Genomic DNA, 19,337 nt, shown 5'->3' on the forward strand with positions numbered 1-19,337 from the left:
GCCCGCGGGTCAGGCGAGCGCGACGGCGGCCAGGATCAGCACCCCGACCGAGAGGACGATGATCAGGGCCAGGCCGGAGGGGTTGCGGTGGTTGAGGACGTAGCCGTTCCTGGAGCGCTCGTCGCGTACGAACAGCGGCTCGTTGTCACCCATGGGCATGCCCCGAGGCTAGAGCGCCACCCGTGCGGCTGTCATGGGACTTCGGTCGGAAAGCGGTGCATCACACACCGAGCCGGGAGGACGGCGGTCAATCCGGACCGTCTTCCACCGGCCCCGTCGCCCGGCCGCGAGGAACGGAATCCGGACCGGCAGGTGACCCCCTCTGGACTCCATACCGACTAGTCGGCATGATCGGTCCGACCGATGCCGAAGGAGCGCGCACGATGAGCGAACAGAACCCGCCCGGTCTCGATCTGCCACGGCTGGCCGCGCACCTGGAGCGCGAGCGCCCCGGACTGGTGCGGGGGCCGCTGAACGCCGAGGTCGTCCAGGGCGGAAGGTCGAATCTCACCTACCGGGTCACCGACGGGACCGGCCGGTGGGTGGTGCGGCGGCCGCCGCTCGGGCACGTGCTGGCCACCGCGCACGACATGGCCCGCGAGTACCGCGTCATCAGCGCGTTGCGCGACACCCCGGTGCCGGTGCCCGGGACCGTGCTGCTGTGCGAGGACCCCGACGTGCTGGGCGCGCCGTTCTACGTGATGGACCACGTCGAGGGCACCCCCTACCGGACCGCCGAGGAACTCGCCCCGCTCGGCGCCGAGCGGACCCGCGAGGTCGTCCTGGCGCTGCCCGAGACGCTGGTGGCGCTGCACGCCGTCGATCCGCACGAGGTGGGACTGGGCGACTTCGGGCGGCCCGAGGGCTTCCTGGAGCGGCAGCTGCGCCGCTGGAGCAAGCAGTTGGAGGCCTCCCGCAGCCGTGAGCTGGCCGGCGTCGACGAGTTGCGCGGCGCGCTCGGCCAGGCGCTGCCCGACTCGCCGCGGCCCACCGTCGTGCACGGCGACTACCGCCTGGACAACGTGCTGATCGACACCGGCGGCGAGGTCGCCGCGGTGCTCGACTGGGAGATGTCCACGCTCGGCGACCCGCTGACCGACCTGGGGCTGCTGGCGATGTACAGCGAACGGCAGGACGTGCCCGACTCGCCGGTCAGCACCACCAGCGGGGCCCCGGGGCACCCCTCGGCCGCCGAGCTGATCGAACGCTACGCGCGGCTCTCGGGCCGGGACGTCTCGCGGATCAACTGGTACACCGCCTTCGCCTACTTCAAGCTCGCCGTCATCCTCGAGGGCATCCACTACCGCTTCACGCTCGGCAGCACGGTCGGCGCCGGCTTCGACCGGATCGGCGAACTGGTACCGGTCTTCATCGACAACGGACTCTCCACTCTGCGGAAGGGCTGAGGCAGCACATGGACTTCGCATACGACGCGCGCACCGAGGAACTGCGCGAGCGGCTGCTCGCCTTCATGACGGAGCACGTGTACCCGGCCGAGCAGACGGCCGAGGAGCAGCGCGCCGCGCAGGACTCGCCCTGGAGCACGGTGCCGGTCCTGGAGGAGCTCAAGGCCGAGGCACGCGAGCAGGGGCTGTGGAACCTCTTCCTGCCCGACGCGGAGTACGGGGCCGGGCTCTCCAACCTGCAGTACGCGCCGCTGGCCGAGATCACCGGGCGCAGTCCGCAGCTCGCGCCGACCGCGCTCAACTGCGCGGCGCCCGACACCGGGAACATGGAACTGCTCGCCCAGTTCGGCTCGCCCGAGCAGCGCGCCCGGTGGCTGGAGCCGCTGCTGGCCGGCGGGATCCGGTCGGCCTTCGCCATGACGGAGCCGGACGCCGCCTCCTCGGACGCCACCAACATCGGCACCCGGATCCGGCGGGAGGGCGACGAGTACGTCGTCACCGGCCGCAAGTGGTACATCTCCGGGGCGATGCACCCGGACTGCGCCGTCTTCATCGTCATGGGCAAGACCGACCCGGACGGCGCGGACGTGCGCCGCCAGCAGTCGATGGTGCTCGTCCCCCGGGACACCCCGGGCGTCGAGGTGCGCCGTGCCATGTCCGTCTACGGGTACGAGGACCACTACCACGGCGGCCACGCCGAGGTGGTCTTCCACGACGTCCGCGTCCCGGCGTCCGCACTCGTCGGCGAGGAGGGCGGGGGTTTCGCCATCGCGCAGGCCCGGCTCGGTCCGGGCCGCATCCACCACTGCATGCGGCTGATCGGCATGGCCGAGCGGGCCATCGAGCTGATGTGCCGCCGGGCGCTGGACCGGACGGCCTTCGGGACACCGCTGGCCCGGCAGGGCGTGGTGCGCGAGTGGATCGCCGACGCGCGGGTGCAGGTGGAGCAGTTGCGGCTGCTGGTGCTGAAGACGGCCTGGCTGATGGACACCGTCGGCAACCGGGGCGCGCACACCGAGATCCAGGCCATCAAGATCGCCACGCCGCGCGCGGTGGTGCGGATCCTCGACGACGCCGTCCAGCTGCACGGCGCCGCCGGGGTCTCGCAGGACTATCCGCTCGCCCACCTGTGGGCGTCGGCGCGGACGCTGCGGCTGGCCGACGGGCCGGACGAGGTGCACCAGCGGTCGCTGGCCCGGCGGGAGCTGCAGCGCCACGCCTGAGCGCGGCTCCGGGCGGTGGCTCCGGGCGGCACGGCGCCGCCGCCCCGAGCCGCGCCGGAGTCACCGTCCCGGCTCGACCGGCACCGGCCCGCCGCGCCGCCGGGCGGGGTGCCGGCCCTGCGGCGGAGACGGTTCGGGGCGGGGCGGCGGGCGCCGCACCTGGTGGGTCTGCGGCTCCCCGGCCGAGAGGGTGAACCGCCCGCCGCAGTGGCACAGCTCCAGCGGCTCGCCCTCCAGCAGCGTGTAGACGGCCGTCCGGCTGCGGATCTCCACCCGCAGCCGCCGCCCCCGCACCTGCACGGTGAACGCCAGCCGGCTCAACTGCTCGGGCAGCAGCGGGGAGAAGTCGAGCATGCCGTGCCGCAGCCGCATCCCGCCGAACCCGGCGACCAGCGCGATCCAGGCCCCGGCCAGCGAGGCGATGTGCAGTCCGTCGCGGGTGTTGCTCTCCAGGTCCGCGAGGTCCATCAGCGCCGCCTCGCCCACGTAGTCGTAGGCGAGCCGCAGATGCCCGACCTCGGCGGCCATCACGGCCTGGCAGCAGGCGGACAGGGAGGAGTCCCGGACGGTCATCTGCTCGTAGTAGTCGAAGTCGCGCGCCTTCTGCTCCGCGTCGAAGGCGTCGCCGCGCTTGTAGAGCGCCAGTGCCAGGTCGGCCTGCTTGATGACCTGCTTGCGGTACAGGTCGAAGTAGGGGAAGTGCAGCATCAGCGGATACTGGTCGGGGCCGGTCGCGGCGAAGTCCCACATCTGGTGCCCGGTGAAGCCCGCCGACTGCTCGTGCACGCCCAGTGTCTCGTTGAACGGCAGCGCCACCGCCTCGGCCGCGTCCCGCCAGGCGGCGGCCTCCTCGTCGTCCACCCCCAGCGCGGCGGCCCGCTCGGTGTACCGCTCCACCACGTCCGCCGCCTCGCGCAGGTTCTGCTGCGCCATCAGGTTGGTGTACAGGTTGTCGTCCGCGACCGCGCTGTACTCGTCGGGCCCGGTGACCCCGTCGAAGTGGAAGATGCCGTGATGGTCGTGGTGGCCCAGCGAGTGCCACAGCCGGGCGGTCTCCACCAGGATCTCCACCCCCGTCTCCCGCTCGAACTCCACGTCCCCGGTGGCCGCGACGTACCGGGTGACCGCGTCCGCGATGTCGGCGTTGACATGGAAGGCGGCCGTGCCGGCCGGCCAGTATGCGGAGCACTCCGAGCCGTCGATGGTCCGCCAGGGGAAGGCCGCACCCCGCAGGCCGAGCTGGCGGGCCCGGTCCCGGGCCGCGGGCAGGGTCTCCTGCCGCCAGCGCAGCGCCTCGGCCACCGAGTCCGGCGAGGTGTAGGTGAGCACCGGCAGCACGAACTGCTCGCTGTCCCAGAAGGAGTGGCCGTCGTAGCCGGAGCCCGTCAGCCCCTTGGAGGGGATGGCGCGTTTCTCGGCCCGGGCACCGGCCTGCAGCACGTGGAAGAGCGCGAAGCGCACCGCCTGCTGGATCTCCGCGTCCCCGTCCACCTCCACATCGGCCCGCGCCCAGAAGCTGTCCAGATACGCCTGCTGCTCGTCCACGAGCCCCTGCCAGCCCTTGCTGCGGGCTCCGGCGAGGGCCGCGTCGACCTGGTCCCGCACGGCGGGCAGCGAGCGCACCCCCGACCAGCCGTAGGCCACCAGCTTCTCCACCCGCAGCGGCTCGCCCGGCCGCAGCTCGGCGGTGACGGTGAGCCGCGCGACGTTCTCGCCGCTCTCGCTGGAGGTGCGGGTCGACTCGGGGCCGTGCACGAGGTGGTCGGCGGCCGCGCCGACCCGCAGCCCGCTGCGCTCGGTGCAGTGCACCAGGCGCAGCCGCATGTCGGAGGCGAAGTCCTCCTCCGGCTGCAGCACGTCCTCCAGCGCGGTGGCGACCCGCGGGTCCTCGCCGCTCTTCTGCGGCAGCTGCTCGTTGGCGACCAGTTCGGACTGCACGACGACGCGCACGTCCGAGTCCAGCGGCTCCACCTCGTAGGAGACGGCGGCGACGGCCCGCTGGCTGAAGGAGACCAGCCGGGTCGAGGTGACCCGTACGGTGCAGCCCGCCGGGGAACTCCACTCGCAGACCCGGCGCAGCAGCCCGGTGCGCAGGTCCAGCACCCGCTCGTGGGAGCGCAGCTTGCCGTAGCGCACGTCGAACGGCTCGTCGTCGACGAGCAGCCGCATGACCTTCCCGTTGGTGACGTTGATGACCGTCTGCCCGGCTTCCGGGTAGCCGTAGCCCCCCTCCGCGTACGGCAGCGGGCGCAGCTCGTGCACCCCGTTGAGATAGGTGCCGGGCAGACCGTGCGGCTCGCCCTCGTCGAGGTTGCCGCGCCAGCCGATGTGCCCGTTGGAGAGTGCGAAGAGGGACTCGCTCTGCGGCAGCCGGTCGATGTCCAGTGTGCTCTCGCGCAGCGACCAGGGCTGCACGGCGTAGGACGAGTTGCTGATCACGGGCGCTCCTTCCGCGCCGGGGGGCGGGAGATGTCCCGTTCCCGGTTCCCCTCCCGGTCCGTCAGTTCGGCCAGGTCCTGCACGACGGTGTCCGCGCCGTGCGCGCGCAGCGCGTCCGCCTGTCCCGTGCGGTCGACCCCCACGACATAGCCGAAGTCCCCGGCCCGTCCGGCGTCCATCCCGGCGAGCGCGTCCTCGAAGACGGCGGACTCGCCCGCTGCGGTCCCCAGGTCGGCGGCGGCGGCCAGAAAGGTGTCCGGGCGCGGTTTGCCCGGCAGCTCGCGCTCCCGGGCCACGATCCCGTCGATCCGCACCTCGAACAGGTCCTCGATACCGGCCGCGGCCAGCACGTCGCGGCAGTTGGCGCTGGAGGAGACCACGGCCGTCCGCAGCCCCGCCGCCCGCACCGCGTGCAGATACCGCACCGATCCGTCGTACGCCGCCACACCGTCGGTGCGGATCTTCCGCAGCAGCAGGTCGTTCTTGCGGTTGCCCAGGCCGTTGACCGTCTCGCGGCCGGGCGGATCGTCGGGGTCGCCCTCCGGGAGGTGGATGTCCCGCGCCGCGAGGAAGGTGCGCACGCCGTCGGCCCGCGGGCGCCCGTCCACATAGGCGTCGTACTCCGCCACCTGGTCGAAAGGGCGGAACCCGGGCCCGTCCCGGTCCCGCAGATAGGCGTCGAACATCTCCTTCCACGCGGCGGCGTGCACGGCGGCCGTCTTGGTCAGCACGCCGTCCAGGTCGAACAGGCATGCGCGGATGCGGTCCGGCAGACCGAGGATCGTCATGCGTGCCGGGTCCCCTGGCCGCCGCTCCGGCATGCCTGCCGAAGCGCTTTGCCGCCCGGCTGGACGCCCGCCGGGCCGGCCTCCGGCCCCGCGGGGAACCCCGGCGCCGCCCCGCCGGAACCGGCCCGCGCCGGGAGGGAGGGCGCCCTGCGGCCCGGCGCCGCGGGCTCCGGGCCGCCGCCGCCGTGCGCGGTTCGGCGGCCGGGCCCGTGCGGCGGATCCCGCGGGCTACGGTCGGGCGGAGGTCAGGTCGCCGGCCGTGCCCGGCCCCGGCGCCGTGCCCCGGCCGTCGGATGCGGCGTCCGCTCCGGCGTCCGCGTCCGGGGGTTCGTCGCCGGGGCTGCGGGGCCGCGGCGGTTTCCGGTCCATCTCGCGCCACTCCGGCCGCAGCCCGGTCAGGTTCGTGGTGAGGAAGTAGGCCGCGGCCCCGGTGCACAGCACCGGCACCAGGCCGAAGGAGGCGACGGCGGTACCGGCGAGGAGACCGCCGAGCGGGATACCGGCCCAGGCGAGCGAGTCGCCCAGCGCGTTGACCCGGCCGCGCAGTTCGCCGGGTACCCGTTCGAAGTTGAGCGCCCCCAGTATCGGATTGAGGAAGCCCGCACCGAAGCCGCCGAGCGCGAAGACCGCCAGCACCGCCCACAGCGGCACGTCCACGGCCAGGATCAGGAACCGGGGGGCGCCCGCCAGCAGGAACCCGGCGAAGAAGACGGGGCGGCGGCGCATCCGGTGCGCGACAGCGGCGGCCAGCAGGCTGCCGAGGACCGCGGCGATCCCCAGTGCGCTGTTGGCCAGCCCGATCGCGCCGGGCCCGTTGCCGGACTCCCGGGCCCAGACCGGCAGCAGCAGCGTGGCGAAGGCGGCGTCCAGGAGGTTGGTGACGCCGACCATCGCGATCACCGTCAGCAGCAGCGGATCGCGCCGCAGGAAGCGGAAACCGGCACCGAGCCGCCGCCAGTAGCCGTCCTCGGACGCGGTGTCGGTGTCGGGTCCCGAGCCGGCCGGCTCGGTCGCGCGGCGCCCCGGCAGCAGCAGCACGATGAGGACCGAACCCGCCGCGAAGCAGCAGGCGATGGCGAACAGCGCGGTCTGCGCACCGAGCAGGGCCACCACCGCGCCACCGGCGGCCGGACCCACCGTGGACGCCAGCCGCTCGGTGACCCCGGCCAGTCCGGCGGCCCGCTCCAGCGGCACCCGGGCGCGTTCCGCGGCCACCGGGACCATGATCTCCTTCGACAGGTCGCCGGGCCCGCGGGCCGCTCCGATCACCGCCACGAGCAGGAGCAGCAGCCAGAAGGAGAGCACGTCCACCAGGTGCAGCAGGCCGACGGCGGCGATCGCGGCGGCGCTGACCACGTCGGTGATCCAGGAGACCGTGCGCGGTCCGATCCGGTCCACCAGCGGTCCGGTGAACGCCTTGACCAGGACGTAGGGGGCCATCTCGCACAGGGCCACCAGCCCGGTGCGGGCGGTGCTGCCGGTGGTGACCAGGACGAACCAGGGGAGTGCGATGGCCGAGATGCGGGTCCCGGTCAGGGACACGGCCATCGCTGCCAGTACGCCTGCCAGCGGCCGTCGGCTCCGCTCGGTCATCCGCAAACTCTAGACCGCGCGTTCGAGCGGTCCGGCTCCGGCAGCGAGTCCGACCGGCTCGGGAGACCGCACCTCACTCCGGTTCGGGCACCGTGCGCCGCACGTCGCGGAGCCGGTCCAGTTCGCGCCGGTCGCGCTTGGTGGGACGGCCCGCTCCCCGTTCGCGCCGGGGGACGAGCGGGACCTCCACCGGGGAGGGCGGCGGCGGGCTGTTGTCCTGATAGCACTCGACGGCGACCGCGGCCCCCACCCGCTTCTTGAGCAGCCGTCTGACGATCACGATGCGCTCCCGCCCGGCCTGCCGCACCCGCACTTCGTCGCCCACCCGCAGGGTGTGTGCCGCCTTCGCCCGCGCACCGTTGACCTTGACGTGTCCACCGCGGGCGGCGGTCGCCGCCTGGGAACGGGTCTTGGCCAGCCGGACGGACCAGATCCAGCTGTCGACCCGCACCGACCCCTCGTCTGCCGTCATGCTCCCGATTCTAGGTGCGGCGCCCGGCCGATCCCGCGGTGCCCGCAGGCGACGGACCGGCCGGTTCGGGACGAACGGCCCGCCGCTGGGGAAAGGGGTGGCGGCTCCGCACCCCGGAGGGCGCCGCGGGATCCGCCCGACTGCCGGTCGCCGCCCGGCGAAGATCCGTGCCGAGGCCGACAATGAGCACATATGAATGCCTTCTCCGCGGACCCCGGCTCCGCAGCCGCCGCCCGAACCCCGGAGGACGCCTTCCGGGAACTCGACCGGGTCGCGCTGCGCACGGAGGCGTGCGCCCGGCACCGCGCGCGGGTCCGGGTCACCGAGGGGCGGAGTCTCCCCGCCTCCTCCGCCCGGAGCACCGGGAGCGGACCGCCCCGCCGTGCCGGTGCCGCCCACCGGGCGACCCCCGAGGTGGCGGTGCTGCCCGGGCTGCCGTCCTGGCTGCCGGCGGTGCTGGGTGTGCTGCGGGGCAGCGCCGCGGTGCTGCTTCCGCAGTACGCGGGGGACGGCGCGGCCCGCGACTTCCTCGTCGTCGGCGCCAACCACCTCGAACTGAGCGGGGTGGAGCGCGACCCCCGCGACCTGCTCGGCCGGCCGTTGTCGCAGACCCGGCCGGGCATCCGGGCCGGCGGGATGTACGACGTCTACCGGAGGGCGCTGGAGGGGTGCGGCCCGGCGACCGCCGACGACCTCGACTACGTCGACCTGGTCGACGGCGGTCTCCAACGCGGGCGGCTGCGCGGCACGGTGGTGCTGCTGCCGGACGAGGGCCTGCTGCTGACGAACTGGGAACCGGTGGGCGACGTGCGGCTCAGCCACCGCATCCAGGAGCGCAGCCGGCTGGGGTGGGCGGAGTGGGACCTGGTCAGCGGCCGGATGCGCTGGTCGCACGGGCTGCGCCGGCTGCTGGGGCTGCCCACCGCGCCCGCGGCCGCGGCCGAGCCGGAGCACGGTCTGGACGGCGAGGCCCGCTCGGTGACCTCGGTCGACGACGTGACGGCCGAGCTGCTGGAGCTGCGGCGGAGGATCGTCCCGCAGGACGTGCCCGCCTTCGCCGCCGACATGAGCGCGCTGCTGCACGGCGGCGAGGTCGTGGACCGCGAGGTCACCCTCCGGGTGGCGGGACGGGAACGGCGGATCCGCTGGATCGGCCACGCCGAGCCGGAGGGCGCCGGGGTGCCGGACTCCCTGCTGTTCACCGCGCGGAACGTCACCGGCCAGGAGGAACTGCTCAGCCGGGCCCTGACCGAGACCGAGCGGCTGCGCCGGGAGGCGGCCGTCGACCGGCGCGTCTCGGAGACCTTCCGCCAGGCGCTCACCCCGCCGCTGGGGGTCCTCACCGCGCCGTGGCTCTCCGTCGGCGCCGTCTACGTGCCCTCCGACTCGGGGGTGGGCGGCGACTGGTACAAGTGCCGGGAGCTGCCCGACGGGCGGGTGCTGCTGGCCGTCGGCGACGCCTCCGGGCACGGTGTGGACGCGGCCAGCCGGGCGGTGCAGCAGCGCTCCGCGCTGGCCGGACTCGCCTACACCGACCAGGACGCGGCGGCGCTGACCACGGCACTGGGCGAGGTCGTCTACTACAGCGGCCTGGACACCACCGCCACCTGTGTGGTCGGCCATCTGCACCCGAGGGCGCGGGTGCTGCGCTGGGCCAGTGCCGGGCATCCCACGCCGGTCCTGGTGCGGGACGGGGTGCCGCGGCTGCTGGAGGCGGAGCACGGGCTGATGCTCGGGGTCACCGCGCATGCGGCCTATCCGCTCACCACCACCCGGCTGTGCTCGGGCGATCTGCTGCTCTGGTACACGGACGGGGTCATCGAGCGCCGCGGCATGGACCTGGACGAGGGGATCGCAGCGCTGATGGCGGCCGCCCGGGAGTGCGCGGAGCGCGGTGCCTCCGCCCAGGAGGCCGTCGACTGCGTGGCCGCGGCATTGCTGGGGCGTGAGGCCGAGGACGACGCGACGATCCTCGCGCTGTGCGTCCAGTGACGTTCCGGAAGGCTGCCGCCGGCGTTCCGGAAGGCCGCCGGCCGATTCCGTACCGCCCTTCCGCGCGGCGGTCCTCCGCCGGGGCGCCGTCCTCCGCCGGCCCGCCCGGAACTCGGGCGGAGTGCTGTGCGCGTGCGCGGGTACCCGGTCGCTCCGGACGGCCCGGGCTCAGTCCTCGCCGCGGAAGATGTGCGATTCCGGGTCCCCGTCGCCGCGGGAGGAGCGCGGCCCGTAGCTCATGGGGCCGTCCGGGCGGCTCGCCGTCCGCGAGACGTGCACCGTCGGGCGGCGGGGTTCCCGGGCGTTCTCGTCACGGGTCGTCTGGGGGTGCTGCACGGGGGATCACCTCCGAGGTCGGCTCACGGGAGCGGGTCCCCAGCCTTCGGGTGACGAAACGGCGAACCGGGATATAACGGACGCTGATCGGAGGGAAACGGGAAACTTCGTCAGGAGCCCAGGAAACCAGGAGCGACGGGCAGCCGGACCCGCCGGAGGCGGGTGCGGGCGGTGCGGAGCGGGCGCGGTGCCGGACACCGCCCGACCGCCACCGGCCTGCGGGCCGCCTGTCCGGACGGATGATGTGAAGCGGTGACACCTCGGACATGAACGACGCGTTCTTCTCCTCGACGGGCCAGGGCTGGCCCCAGTTCGCCGACCTCGCCCTCGCCTTCGTCCTGACCTCGCTGATCGGACTGGAGAGGCGGGCCAAGCGCAAGAGCGCGGGGCTGCGCACCCATGCGCTGGTGGGCATCGGTGCCGCGCTGTTCATGCTGGTCAGCAAGTACGGCTTCGCCGATCTGATGGGGAGGGAGGACGTCTCCTTCGATCCCTCCCGGATCGCGGCGCAGGTGGTCTCGGGCGTCGGGTTCCTCGGTGCGGGAGTCATCTTCCTGCGCCGCGACGTGGTGCGCGGTCTGACGACCGCGGCGATCGTGTGGGTCTCGGCCGCGGTCGGGATGGCGTGCGGCGCGGGCCTGCCGCTGCTGGCCGTGGCGGTCGTGGCGATGCACTTCCTCACCGTGTGGGGCTTCACCAAGATCAGCGACCGGTTGCCGGGCGTGGAGCCCGGCCGGCTGCGGCTCACCTACCAGGAGGGGCGGGGCGTGCTGCGCACGGTGCTGGAACTGTGCACGGAGCGAGGGTTCGCGGTGACCGAGACCAACGTCGAGCAGATGGACGAGCGGCAACCGGACCTGGCCCGGCTGACCCTCGCGGTCTCCGGGCCGGGCTCGGTGCCGGAGCTGGTGGGTGAGCTGGTGGCGGTGCCGGGGGTGCGCGCGGTCAACGGCCGTACCGCCGCGAGCGCGCAGGACGGCGACTGAGCCCGGCGCAACCGGGTGCTCGCCCCCGGGTGAGGTTTCCTGCCCGGCCGCTGCGGAAACCCCGTGGGGCGACACCGCGAGCCGAAGGGGGCTGAGTACATGAACGCGGACGTCCTCGCAGCGGCGGCGGACCTCGCCGCCCGCGACCATCTGGTGGGCCTGGTGCCCGGGCTCATCGGGCTGCTGATCGTGGCCGCGTTGATCGGCGCCGTGTGGCTCGGCATCCGGATCAAGAGCCGTGAGCCCGAACTCCCGGAGCCCGACCAGCAGCCGCACCTGCCCGAGAGCGGCCCGGTCGAGGAGATCACGGAGAACCGCGAGCCGGACGAGATGCCGCGCGACGGGATCCGCCGGCTGCCGCACAGCGGGGTGCACGACCAGGGCGACCGCGAGCACCATCCGGGCGAACCCCCCACCCGCAAGAAGTGGGAGCCCGGCAAGAGCGGCTCCTTCGGCAGCGGCGGAGCCGGCTGAGCCCGGTCCCTGAGCAGCGCGTGGCGGCGGCCCCGCGCCGTACGGCCAGGTGCCCGGCCCGGCGCCGCGGACAGCATGGTGAGGCGCCCTCGGCGATCGTGGCCGGGGGCGCGCGGTGTGCCGGAGGCGCTCCCGCGCCGGGCGCTCTTCCTCGGGCGCTCACTCCTCGGGCGTCAGCAGCGCCGCGAGCGGTCCTGTGATGTCGGCGCGGGTGGGCGGGGCCGCCGCGGCGAGGGAGTGCAGCAGCAGGCCGTCGAGTACGCGGGAGAGCGCGCGCGCCGTGCGCTCGCCGGTGTGCGCGCGCAGCACCTCGCGCTCGGTCTCCGCGTACAGCAGTGCCGCCTCGCGCAGTTCCGGTCTGCGCATGGCGGCGGCGGACAGTTCGAAGGAGAGCACCAACGCGGGGCGGTCCTCCCGCAGCAGCGCCTCCACCAGGTCGGCCAGTGCCTCGACGAGTCCGGCGCGGGAGAGGTCGCCCAGCGCGGCGCCCCAGGCGTGCAGCCGGAGCGCGTAGCGCTCGCTCAGCCGGCGGATGGCCGCGTCGAGCAGGTCGTCCAGGGTGGCGAAGTAGTAGGTGGTCGAGCCCAGTGGTACCCCGGCCTCGCGGGCCACCGCGCGGTGGCTGAGGGCCGCGAGGCCGCCCCGCAGCAGGATGCGCTCGGTGGCGGCCATGATCCGTTCCCGGCGTGCGGGGTCGGCGGGCCCGCGCTTCGCTCCCATCGGCGCTGTCCGCCTTTCTCGGCTCCGGCGATTCTGTGTACCCTAGTACACAGTTTTATGTACGGCTGTACACAAAAGTGCGGTGCGCGTGAGGAACGCGCCGCACGCGCGTGCCGCCGCACCGCACACCGGGCAGAACGCGCCGCGCAGGCGCCGGGAGACGGAGACAGCGAGCCATGGCGCAGGAGACGACCGAGAAGGCCGGACCCCGGGAGTGGGCGGGGCTGCTGATCCTCACCCTGCCCGTGCTGCTGATCGCGGTCGACCTCACCGTCCTCGGCTTCGCCGTCCCCGCCCTCAGCGCCGACCTCGCGCCCTCCGGCACCCAGCTGCTGTGGCTCGTGGACATCTACTCCTTCGTCCTCGCCGGACTGCTGGTGACCATGGGAACCCTCGGCGACCGCATCGGCCGGCGCCGACTGCTGATCGCCGGATGCGCCGGATTCGGCGCCGCTTCCGCGCTCGCCGCCTACGCCCCGAGCGCGGGCTGGCTGATCGCGGCCCGGGTGCTGCTCGGCGTGGCCGGCGCGACGCTGATGCCCTCCACCCTCTCGCTGCTGCGCAACATGTTCCGCGACGAGCGCCAGCGGCTGGTCGCCGTCGCCGCCTGGGGCTCGGCCTTCAGCGCCGGTTCCGCGCTCGGCCCGGTCATCGGCGGAGTGCTCCTGGAGCACTTCTGGTGGGGCTCGGTCTTCCTGATCAACCTGCCGCTGGTACTGCTCGCGCTGATCGGCCTGCCGCTGCTGGTACCCGAGACCAAGGACCCCTCGCCGGGCCGCTTCGACCTGCCCAGTGCGGCGCTCACCCTGCTGGCCGTGCTGCCCGCCGTCTACGCCGTGAAGTCCTTCGCACACGGCGACGGCCCCGCGGCCCTGCCCTTCCTCGTCCTGGGGCTCGCCTTCGGCGCGGTCTTCGTCCGCCGCCAGCGCACCCTCGCCGACCCGCTGATCGACCTCTCGCTCTTCGGCATCCGGCACTTCTCCGCCGCGATCGTCACCAACGTGCTCGTCGTCTTCGTGCTGGCCGGTTCGCTCTTCTTCATCCCGCAGTTCCTCCAGCTCTCGGCCGGCCTCTCCCCGCTGCGCGGCGGACTGCTCCTGCTGCCCGGCGCCGCCCTCTCGGTGGCCTCCGGGTTCTTCGCGGCCGCTGCCGCCCGCCACACCGGCGTCCGGCAGCTGATCACCGCGGGGCTGGCGACCGCGGCGGCGGGATTCGCGGTGCTGACGGCACTGCCGCTCGGCCACGGGGTGGCCCTGGTCGTCCTGGCCTTCTGCCTGGTGAGCCTGGGCGTGGGCACGGTGATGACGCTGACCAACAGCATGGTCCTGGCCGCCGTCCCGCCCGAGCGCGCCGGGGCCGCCTCCGCCGTCTCCGAGACCGGTATCGAGCTGGGCGGGGCCCTGGGCGTGGCCGTGCTGGGCAGCGTGCTCTCCTCCGCTTACCGGATGCGCCTCGACCCGGTGGACGGCGTACCGGCCGCCGCGCTGGAGGCGGCCCGCGAGACGCTCGGCAACGCGCAGGCCGACGCCGTGCGGCTGGGCGGTGAGCCCGGCAGGGCGCTGCTCGCCGAGGCCAGGTCCGCCTTCACCGGCGGCGTCCAGGCCACCGGGCTGGCCGGTGCCGCACTGCTCGCGGTCGCCGCCGTCCTGGCCTGGCTGCTGCTGCGGCCCCGGCCCGGGGAGGGCGGCGACGCGGATCCCGGCTCCGGCCGCCCGGCAGCCGCCGCCCGGCACGACTGACGCACCCGCGCACCGGGCCGGAAAGCACCCGTCCTGAGGACGGACCGCTGCGGCGAACGGCTCAAGCTGCCCGCGCGCCGCGCTCGCCAACCGGCCTTCACGCGGTTCCCGGCCGCACGATCGTGCCATGAATGAGGCCGTACGAACGAGACGGGCAGCGGCTCCGCTGGCCGCACTGGTGTGTGCCGCGGTACTCGCCGGAGGCACGCCGCAGGCCGCGGGAACCGCCCCCGCGAAGGGCGTCGCCGAGGCCGCGCGACCGCTGCCCGCGCTCTACCGGGAGGCCGCGGCAGCCGCCGCCCGCTACGAGGCCGCCACCCGCAAGGTGGCCGCCCAGCGCGCGGCGGTCGCCCGGGCCGAACGCGCCGTCAGCAGAGGGGAGCACCGGCTGCGGCGGCTGCACCGCCGGCTCGGCGCCGTCGCCCGCCGGCAGTACCAGCAGGGTGGCTGGGCTCCTGCCACTCGGCTGCTGACGACCGGATCACCGGACACCCTCTTCGACCAGCTGCGTGCCCAGCACCAGGGCGATCACGCCTTCGACCGGCTGCTGCGCACCACGGAGACGGTCCAGCGGCGGCTGGACCGGCAGCGGGCGCACCGGCGAACCGTGCTGGGCGAGCTGAAGGCCGAGGCCGACCGGCGGCGACGCGCGCAGCGCGCCGTCGAACGGCGGCTGACGCAGGCCGGCCGGCGGGCCCGGGAGGCACGGGAGGAGAGGGCCGCGCGCGCCGCCGGCCCGATCACCCGTGCCGCGCTCCGCTCCGGCGGCGAGGAGGCGAAGTGGGTGGCCCCGGTCGAGAGCTACACGCTGTCGGCGGGCTACGCCTCGGCGGGCAAGCGCTGGGCGCACAGCCACACCGGCCAGGACTTCGCGGTCGGCACCGGCACTCCGGTGCGGGCCGTCGGCGCCGGGACCGTCGTACGGACCGGCAGCGGCGGGCCGTTCGGCAACCACATCGTCATCAAGCACCCCAACGGCTACTACACCCAGTACGCGCACCTCTCCCGGATCCAGACCCGGCAGGGCGACCGGGTGCACGCGGGCGAACAGATCGGGCTGTCCGGGAGCACCGGCAACTCCACCGGGCCACACCTGCACTTCGAGGTCCGGGTCACGCCCGACGTCGGCTCGGGTGTCGACCCGCTGCCCTGGCTGCGCAGCCGCGGCGTGCACGTCTGACACCGCCGCCGCGGCGCCGCGCCGCGGCGACGGCAGATGCGGCGGGGCGGAGGCCCGCTTCCGCCCCGCCGCACCCGGCCCCACCGCCTCGCACCGACCGGCCGCTGGCCGCCGGCCGCCCGGCGTGTGAAGCTGGCGCCGTGAACGGACAGGACGCGGGTGGCAGGAGCGGGGACGGCGCCGACTGGGAGCGGCGGGTGGCCGACACCTGGGCGCGGATGGACGCACTGGTGGCCGAGCGCGGAGCGGACGGTTTCCGCGCCGCGATCGGGGAGCTGGCCGACGAACAGCCCGCCGGGAGCCCGCCGGCCGCCTTCGAACGGGCCTGCGCCTTCGATTCCACGGGCCTCCCGGAGCGGGCCGTCCCGCTCTACCGGGAGGCGCTGCACGGCGGACTGGCCGGGGTGCGCCGCCGCCGTGCCGTCATCCAGCTCGCCAGCTCGCTGCGCAACCTGGACCGGTCCGCGGAGAGCGAAGCGCTGCTGCGGGCCGAACTGGACCGCGGCATCGGGACGGACGGCAGCGGCGGCACCGACGGTACGGACAGCGCGGGCGGGGCGCGTGAGAGGGCCGAGGTCGTCGCGCTGGAGGACGCTGTGCGTGCCGTTCTCGCGCTGGCTCTCACCGACCTCGGCCGCTCCCGCGAGGCGGTGCCCCTCCTGCTGACGGCTCTCGCACCGCATCTGCCGCGCTATCAGCGCTCGATGGCCGGGTACGCGCGGCAGCTCGCGCGGCGCGCCGAGGACTGAGTCCGCGCGCCCGGACCCGGACGGGGCGGGACCGGCGCCGTCCGGGCCGGGGGCGGCCGGTCAGGGCTGCGCCATGGTGCGGTTCATCGCCAGGTTGGACACCAGCAGTCCGCCGTCCACCGGGAGGCTGACCCCGGTGATCCAGGCCGCGTCCCGGGAGGCCAGGAACGCCACGGCGGCGGCGATGTCGGCGGGCTCGCCCACCCGTCCGAGGGGGTAGTGCGCGGCGACGCGCTCCAGCATCCCGGCCCGCTCCCGCCACACGTCGGTGCGCACCGTGCCGGGCTCGACCAGGTTGACCCGCACCCCGCGCGGCGCCGACTCGACCGCCAGGGTGCGGGTGAGGGAGGCCAGTCCGGCCTTGGCGGCGCTGTAGGCGTGGTCCCCGAAGTGCCGCTCCGCGTTGACGGAGCCCACGTTGACGACGGCGCCCCGCCCCTCGGCCGCGGCCAGCAGGGGCAGCGCGGCACGGGTGCACCGCGCCGCCCCGTGCAGGGTGACCTCGAAGTCCTCGTACCAGGACGCTTCCTGCCAGTCCTCGAAACGGGCCGGATCGCGGTGGCAGGCGTAGGCGTTGTTGACCAGGACGTCGAGCCCTCCGAACACCTCGGCGGCGCGGTCGGCCGCCGCCTGCGCCGCCGAGGTGTCCGTCACGTCGCAGCCGCGGGACTCGGCCCGGCCGCCGCTGCCGCGGATGTCCGCGGCGATCCGCCCGGCGCGCTCCGGATCCCGGTCGGTGACCAGGACCTGTGCGCCTTCGGCGGCGAGCCGGCGTGCGACGGCCGCTCCGATGCCCTGTCCGGCGCCGGTCACCAGCGCCGCGTACCCCTCGAATCGTGTCATCGGATCATGCTAGAAGCGCCCTCCCCGTGCTGCTCCCCGTGCTGCTCCCCGGCACCGGGCCCGGCGGCGCCGCCGCGTGCGGCCGCCTTGTTGTGCTGCTCCTCCCAGGTGGACAGGGCGAGTCCGCAGGCGTGGTCCATGTGCCGCAGCCTCTCCAGGCACAGTTCGACGCGCCGGTCGGCCGGCAGTGCCTCCAACTGGTCCTGCAGTTTGGGCAGCCGCAGGAAGGTGGCGTTTCCCAGCACAGTGACCCGCAGCGGCCGCCCGGCCCCGGGGTCCTCCGTCTCGACGTGGACGTGCGAGGTCTCCCAGGCGGTCTTGACGACGGCCATCAGCAGTCCCAGCAGCACCCCTTCGAACATGTTGGTCAGCACGATGGCCAGCGCCGTGACGGCCAGTACCACCACCTCGGCGCGGTGCTCCCGCCACATCGGCCCCAGGTCGCGGAGCGGAATCAGCTTCCAGCCCGCGTGCACCAGGATGCCCGCCAGCGCGGCGAGCGGGATCATGCCGAGCGCAGCGGGGAGCGCGGCCGCGAACAGCAGCAGCCACAGGCCGTGCAGCACCCGGGAGATCTTCGTCCTGGCCCCGGCGTGCACGTTGGCCGAGCTGCGGACGATGACCGCCGTCATCGGCAGCGCGCCCAGCGCCCCGCACACGGTGTTCCCGGCGCCCTGGGCCATCAGCTCCTTGTTGTAGTCGGTGCGCGGCCCCTCGTGCAGCCGGTCGACGGCCGCCGCGCTGAACAGCGACTCGGCCGAGGCGATCAGGGTGAACGCGAGCACCGTGCCCAGCATGCCGAGCGAGGCGAGGCCGCCGAACTCGTCCAGGCCCGGAGGCTGGACGGAGTCCAGCAGGCCCTGTACCTCGACGCGCGCGACGGGCAGGTCGAACATCGCCGTCGCCGTCGTGGCCAGCAGCACCGCCGCCAGCGGCGCGGGCAGCACCCGGGCCGCGGCCCGCCACTTCGGCCACAGCAGCAGGACGGCCACCGTCCCGGCCCCGATCGCCAGGGCGGTCGCGGCGGTGCTGTCGCGCGCGGTGTCCAGCACCAGCCCGCCCAGGCCCAGGATCTTCTCCGGGCCGCTCGCGGGCGCCTCGGCGTCGGCGAGCGCGTAGAGCTGACCGGCGATCAGCACCAGGCCGATGCCCGCGAGCATCCCCTGCACGACGGAGACGGAGATGGCGCGGAACCACCGGCCCAGCCTGAGCAGGCCCATCAGCAGTTGCAGCAGCCCGGCCAGCAGCACCAGGACGCCGAGTGCGCCGATGCCGTAGGTCTGCACGGCCTCGTACACCAGTACCGTCAGCCCGGCGGCCGGGCCGGAGACCTGGATGCTGCTGCCGGGCAGGAACCCGGTGACCAGACCGCCCACGATGCCGGTCAGCAGCCCGAGTTCGGCCGGTACGCCGGAGGCGACGGCGATGCCCACGCACAGCGGCACGGCGACGAGGAAGACGACCAGCGACGCGGTGAAGTCCGCCCGCAGGGTGTCCCGGCCGGGCAGCGGGCCGCTCCGGCGTCCGCCGCCCGGGGGCCGCCCGTCGCTCCCGGGGCTTCGGGTGTTCCGGGCGTTGTGCGTGTTGTCGGAGTGCGTCATGACGCCACCTCTCACAGCGGGAGGAACGCGTCGAGACGCGTGTCGAGTTGGAGTATCAGGCCGGTGTCGATGCCGTAGAACCAGCCGCGGAGCCGCAGCAGCCCGGCGGCCTCGCGCTCGGCGACGCAGGGATGGTCGCGCAGCCGGGCCAACTGGGCGCGCACATGGCGCTGCACGGCGGCGGACACGTCGGGTTGCGTGCGGGCCTCGTCGTCGGGGGCCAGCTCGGCGGAGGACTGCAGCTGGGCGGTCAGCCAGCTGTGCACGGCCGGCACGGCCGCCAGGTCCTCACCGCGCACCAGGGCGCCGACCGCGCCGCAGTGCGAGTGCCCGCACACCACGATCTCGGGCACTTCCAGGACCCGGACCGCGTACTCGATGGTGGCCGACTCGCCGCTGGGGCGTTCGGCTCCGGTCCAGGGCGGCACCGCGTTGCCCGCGGTGCGCAGTTCGAAGAGCTGCCCGGGGCGGGCGCCGGTGAACACGGCGGGCTGCACCCGCGAGTCGGAGCAGGAGATGAACAGGGCTTCGGGCGACTGGCCCTGCGCCAGCCTGCCGTAGCTCTCGCGTTCGTCGTCGCGAGCGCTGATGCGGGTGGAGAAGGAGCGTGCGTGCGGGATGAGAGAGCGCATCTGGATCACCTTGCGTTCAGGTGCGTACGGGATGGACGTACGGAGCCCCGGTCCGGGACCGGGCGGCGGGGGCCGGGTACGGACCGCGGTACGGAGGCCGCGTACGGAAGTCGGCGGGGCCGCGCCCCGCGGCGGCGCGCGCCGCTCACCGGCCGGTCACGGCC

At 74.5% G+C, this 19,337-nt stretch carries 18 protein-coding genes; 8 read left to right on the forward strand and 10 right to left on the reverse strand.

All coding sequences use genetic code 11. From position 1 onward, the window contains the following. Window positions 1-9: 9 nt before the first annotated feature. Window positions 10-159, reverse strand: coding sequence for a hypothetical protein (locus tag A949_RS38465; protein ID WP_019355368.1), 150 nt, complete (start codon window positions 157-159; stop codon window positions 10-12). A gap of 224 nt (window positions 160-383) precedes the next feature. Here A949_RS38465 and A949_RS0107410 point away from each other — a divergent pair, with 224 nt between their 5' ends. Further along, window positions 384-1,406, forward strand: a complete 1,023-nt coding sequence (locus A949_RS0107410; RefSeq protein ID WP_019355369.1) for a phosphotransferase family protein — start codon at window positions 384-386, stop codon at window positions 1,404-1,406. Window positions 1,407-1,414: 8 nt separating this feature from the next. After that, window positions 1,415-2,629, forward strand: coding sequence for an acyl-CoA dehydrogenase family protein (locus A949_RS0107415; protein ID WP_019355370.1), 1,215 nt, complete (start codon window positions 1,415-1,417; stop codon window positions 2,627-2,629). Window positions 2,630-2,689: 60 nt separating this feature from the next. Here the strand turns inward: A949_RS0107415 and A949_RS0107420 are convergent, their stop codons facing one another. From A949_RS0107420 to A949_RS0107435, 4 genes are all read right to left on the reverse strand, one after another. Beyond that, the gene (locus A949_RS0107420) at window positions 2,690-5,068 is read right to left on the reverse strand and encodes a glycoside hydrolase family 65 protein (protein WP_019355371.1); all 2,379 of its coding nucleotides are present in this window, start codon (window positions 5,066-5,068) and stop codon (window positions 2,690-2,692) included. After that, window positions 5,065-5,856 carry a beta-phosphoglucomutase family hydrolase gene (locus A949_RS0107425; RefSeq protein WP_019355372.1) on the reverse strand — a complete coding sequence of 264 codons (792 nt, stop codon included), beginning with the start codon at window positions 5,854-5,856 and terminating at the stop codon, window positions 5,065-5,067. Before A949_RS0107425 ends, A949_RS0107420 begins: the two co-directional genes overlap by 4 nt. 228 nt (window positions 5,857-6,084) lie before the next feature. Then, window positions 6,085-7,449 (reverse strand): MFS transporter, encoded by a 1,365-nt coding sequence (locus tag A949_RS0107430; RefSeq protein WP_026004426.1) that lies wholly within the window; start codon window positions 7,447-7,449, stop codon window positions 6,085-6,087. 73 nt (window positions 7,450-7,522) lie between these two features. Continuing rightward, window positions 7,523-7,921 (reverse strand): RNA-binding S4 domain-containing protein, encoded by a 399-nt coding sequence (locus A949_RS0107435; RefSeq protein WP_019355374.1) that lies wholly within the window; start codon window positions 7,919-7,921, stop codon window positions 7,523-7,525. A gap of 192 nt (window positions 7,922-8,113) precedes the next feature. Between A949_RS0107435 and A949_RS0107440 the strand changes: the two genes are divergently transcribed. Beyond that, the gene (locus tag A949_RS0107440) at window positions 8,114-9,913 is read left to right on the forward strand and encodes a PP2C family protein-serine/threonine phosphatase (protein ID WP_026004427.1); all 1,800 of its coding nucleotides are present in this window, start codon (window positions 8,114-8,116) and stop codon (window positions 9,911-9,913) included. A 168-nt stretch (window positions 9,914-10,081) separates the two neighbouring features. On the opposite strand, the gene A949_RS38025 is transcribed toward A949_RS0107440, so the two are convergent. Continuing rightward, the gene (locus tag A949_RS38025; RefSeq protein WP_019355375.1) at window positions 10,082-10,249 is read right to left on the reverse strand and encodes a hypothetical protein; all 168 of its coding nucleotides are present in this window, start codon (window positions 10,247-10,249) and stop codon (window positions 10,082-10,084) included. 266 nt (window positions 10,250-10,515) lie between these two features. On the opposite strand from A949_RS38025, the gene A949_RS0107450 reads away from it, so the two are divergent. Beyond that, a complete protein-coding gene (locus A949_RS0107450) occupies window positions 10,516-11,235 on the forward strand; it encodes an MgtC/SapB family protein (RefSeq protein ID WP_019355376.1) in 720 nt (239 codons plus the stop codon). Between the two features lie 99 nt (window positions 11,236-11,334). Then, complete coding sequence (locus A949_RS0107455) at window positions 11,335-11,709, forward strand: DUF6479 family protein (protein ID WP_019355377.1); 375 nt, start codon at window positions 11,335-11,337, stop codon at window positions 11,707-11,709. A gap of 159 nt (window positions 11,710-11,868) precedes the next feature. On the opposite strand, the gene A949_RS0107460 is transcribed toward A949_RS0107455, so the two are convergent. Beyond that, a complete protein-coding gene (locus tag A949_RS0107460) occupies window positions 11,869-12,429 on the reverse strand; it encodes a TetR/AcrR family transcriptional regulator (protein ID WP_019355378.1) in 561 nt (186 codons plus the stop codon). Between the two features lie 176 nt (window positions 12,430-12,605). Between A949_RS0107460 and A949_RS0107465 the strand changes: the two genes are divergently transcribed. From A949_RS0107465 to A949_RS0107475, 3 genes are all read left to right on the forward strand, one after another. Further along, window positions 12,606-14,168, forward strand: a complete 1,563-nt coding sequence (locus A949_RS0107465; RefSeq protein WP_019355379.1) for an MFS transporter — start codon at window positions 12,606-12,608, stop codon at window positions 14,166-14,168. Window positions 14,169-14,295: 127 nt separating this feature from the next. After that, window positions 14,296-15,348, forward strand: a complete 1,053-nt coding sequence (locus A949_RS0107470; protein WP_078565367.1) for a M23 family metallopeptidase — start codon at window positions 14,296-14,298, stop codon at window positions 15,346-15,348. Between the two features lie 140 nt (window positions 15,349-15,488). Beyond that, entirely contained in the window at window positions 15,489-16,097 is a 609-nt protein-coding gene (locus A949_RS0107475) for a tetratricopeptide repeat protein (protein ID WP_019355381.1), read from the forward strand. Between the two features lie 60 nt (window positions 16,098-16,157). Here A949_RS0107475 and A949_RS0107480 read toward each other — a convergent pair whose 3' ends face one another. The 3 genes from A949_RS0107480 to A949_RS0107490 are packed head-to-tail and all read right to left on the reverse strand — an operon-like array spanning window position 16,158 to window position 19,173. Next, the gene (locus A949_RS0107480) at window positions 16,158-16,940 is read right to left on the reverse strand and encodes an SDR family NAD(P)-dependent oxidoreductase (RefSeq protein WP_019355382.1); all 783 of its coding nucleotides are present in this window, start codon (window positions 16,938-16,940) and stop codon (window positions 16,158-16,160) included. Further along, complete coding sequence (locus A949_RS0107485; RefSeq protein WP_019355383.1) at window positions 16,937-18,541, reverse strand: SulP family inorganic anion transporter; 1,605 nt, start codon at window positions 18,539-18,541, stop codon at window positions 16,937-16,939. Before A949_RS0107485 ends, A949_RS0107480 begins: the two co-directional genes overlap by 4 nt. 11 nt (window positions 18,542-18,552) lie before the next feature. Next, window positions 18,553-19,173: a carbonic anhydrase gene (locus A949_RS0107490; protein WP_019355384.1), complete on the reverse strand. Its 621-nt coding sequence runs from the start codon at window positions 19,171-19,173 to the stop codon at window positions 18,553-18,555. Window positions 19,174-19,337 lie beyond the last annotated feature (164 nt).

Source organism: Streptomyces sp. AA1529 (assembly GCF_000280905.1).
Lineage (GTDB): Bacteria > Actinomycetota > Actinomycetes > Streptomycetales > Streptomycetaceae > Streptomyces.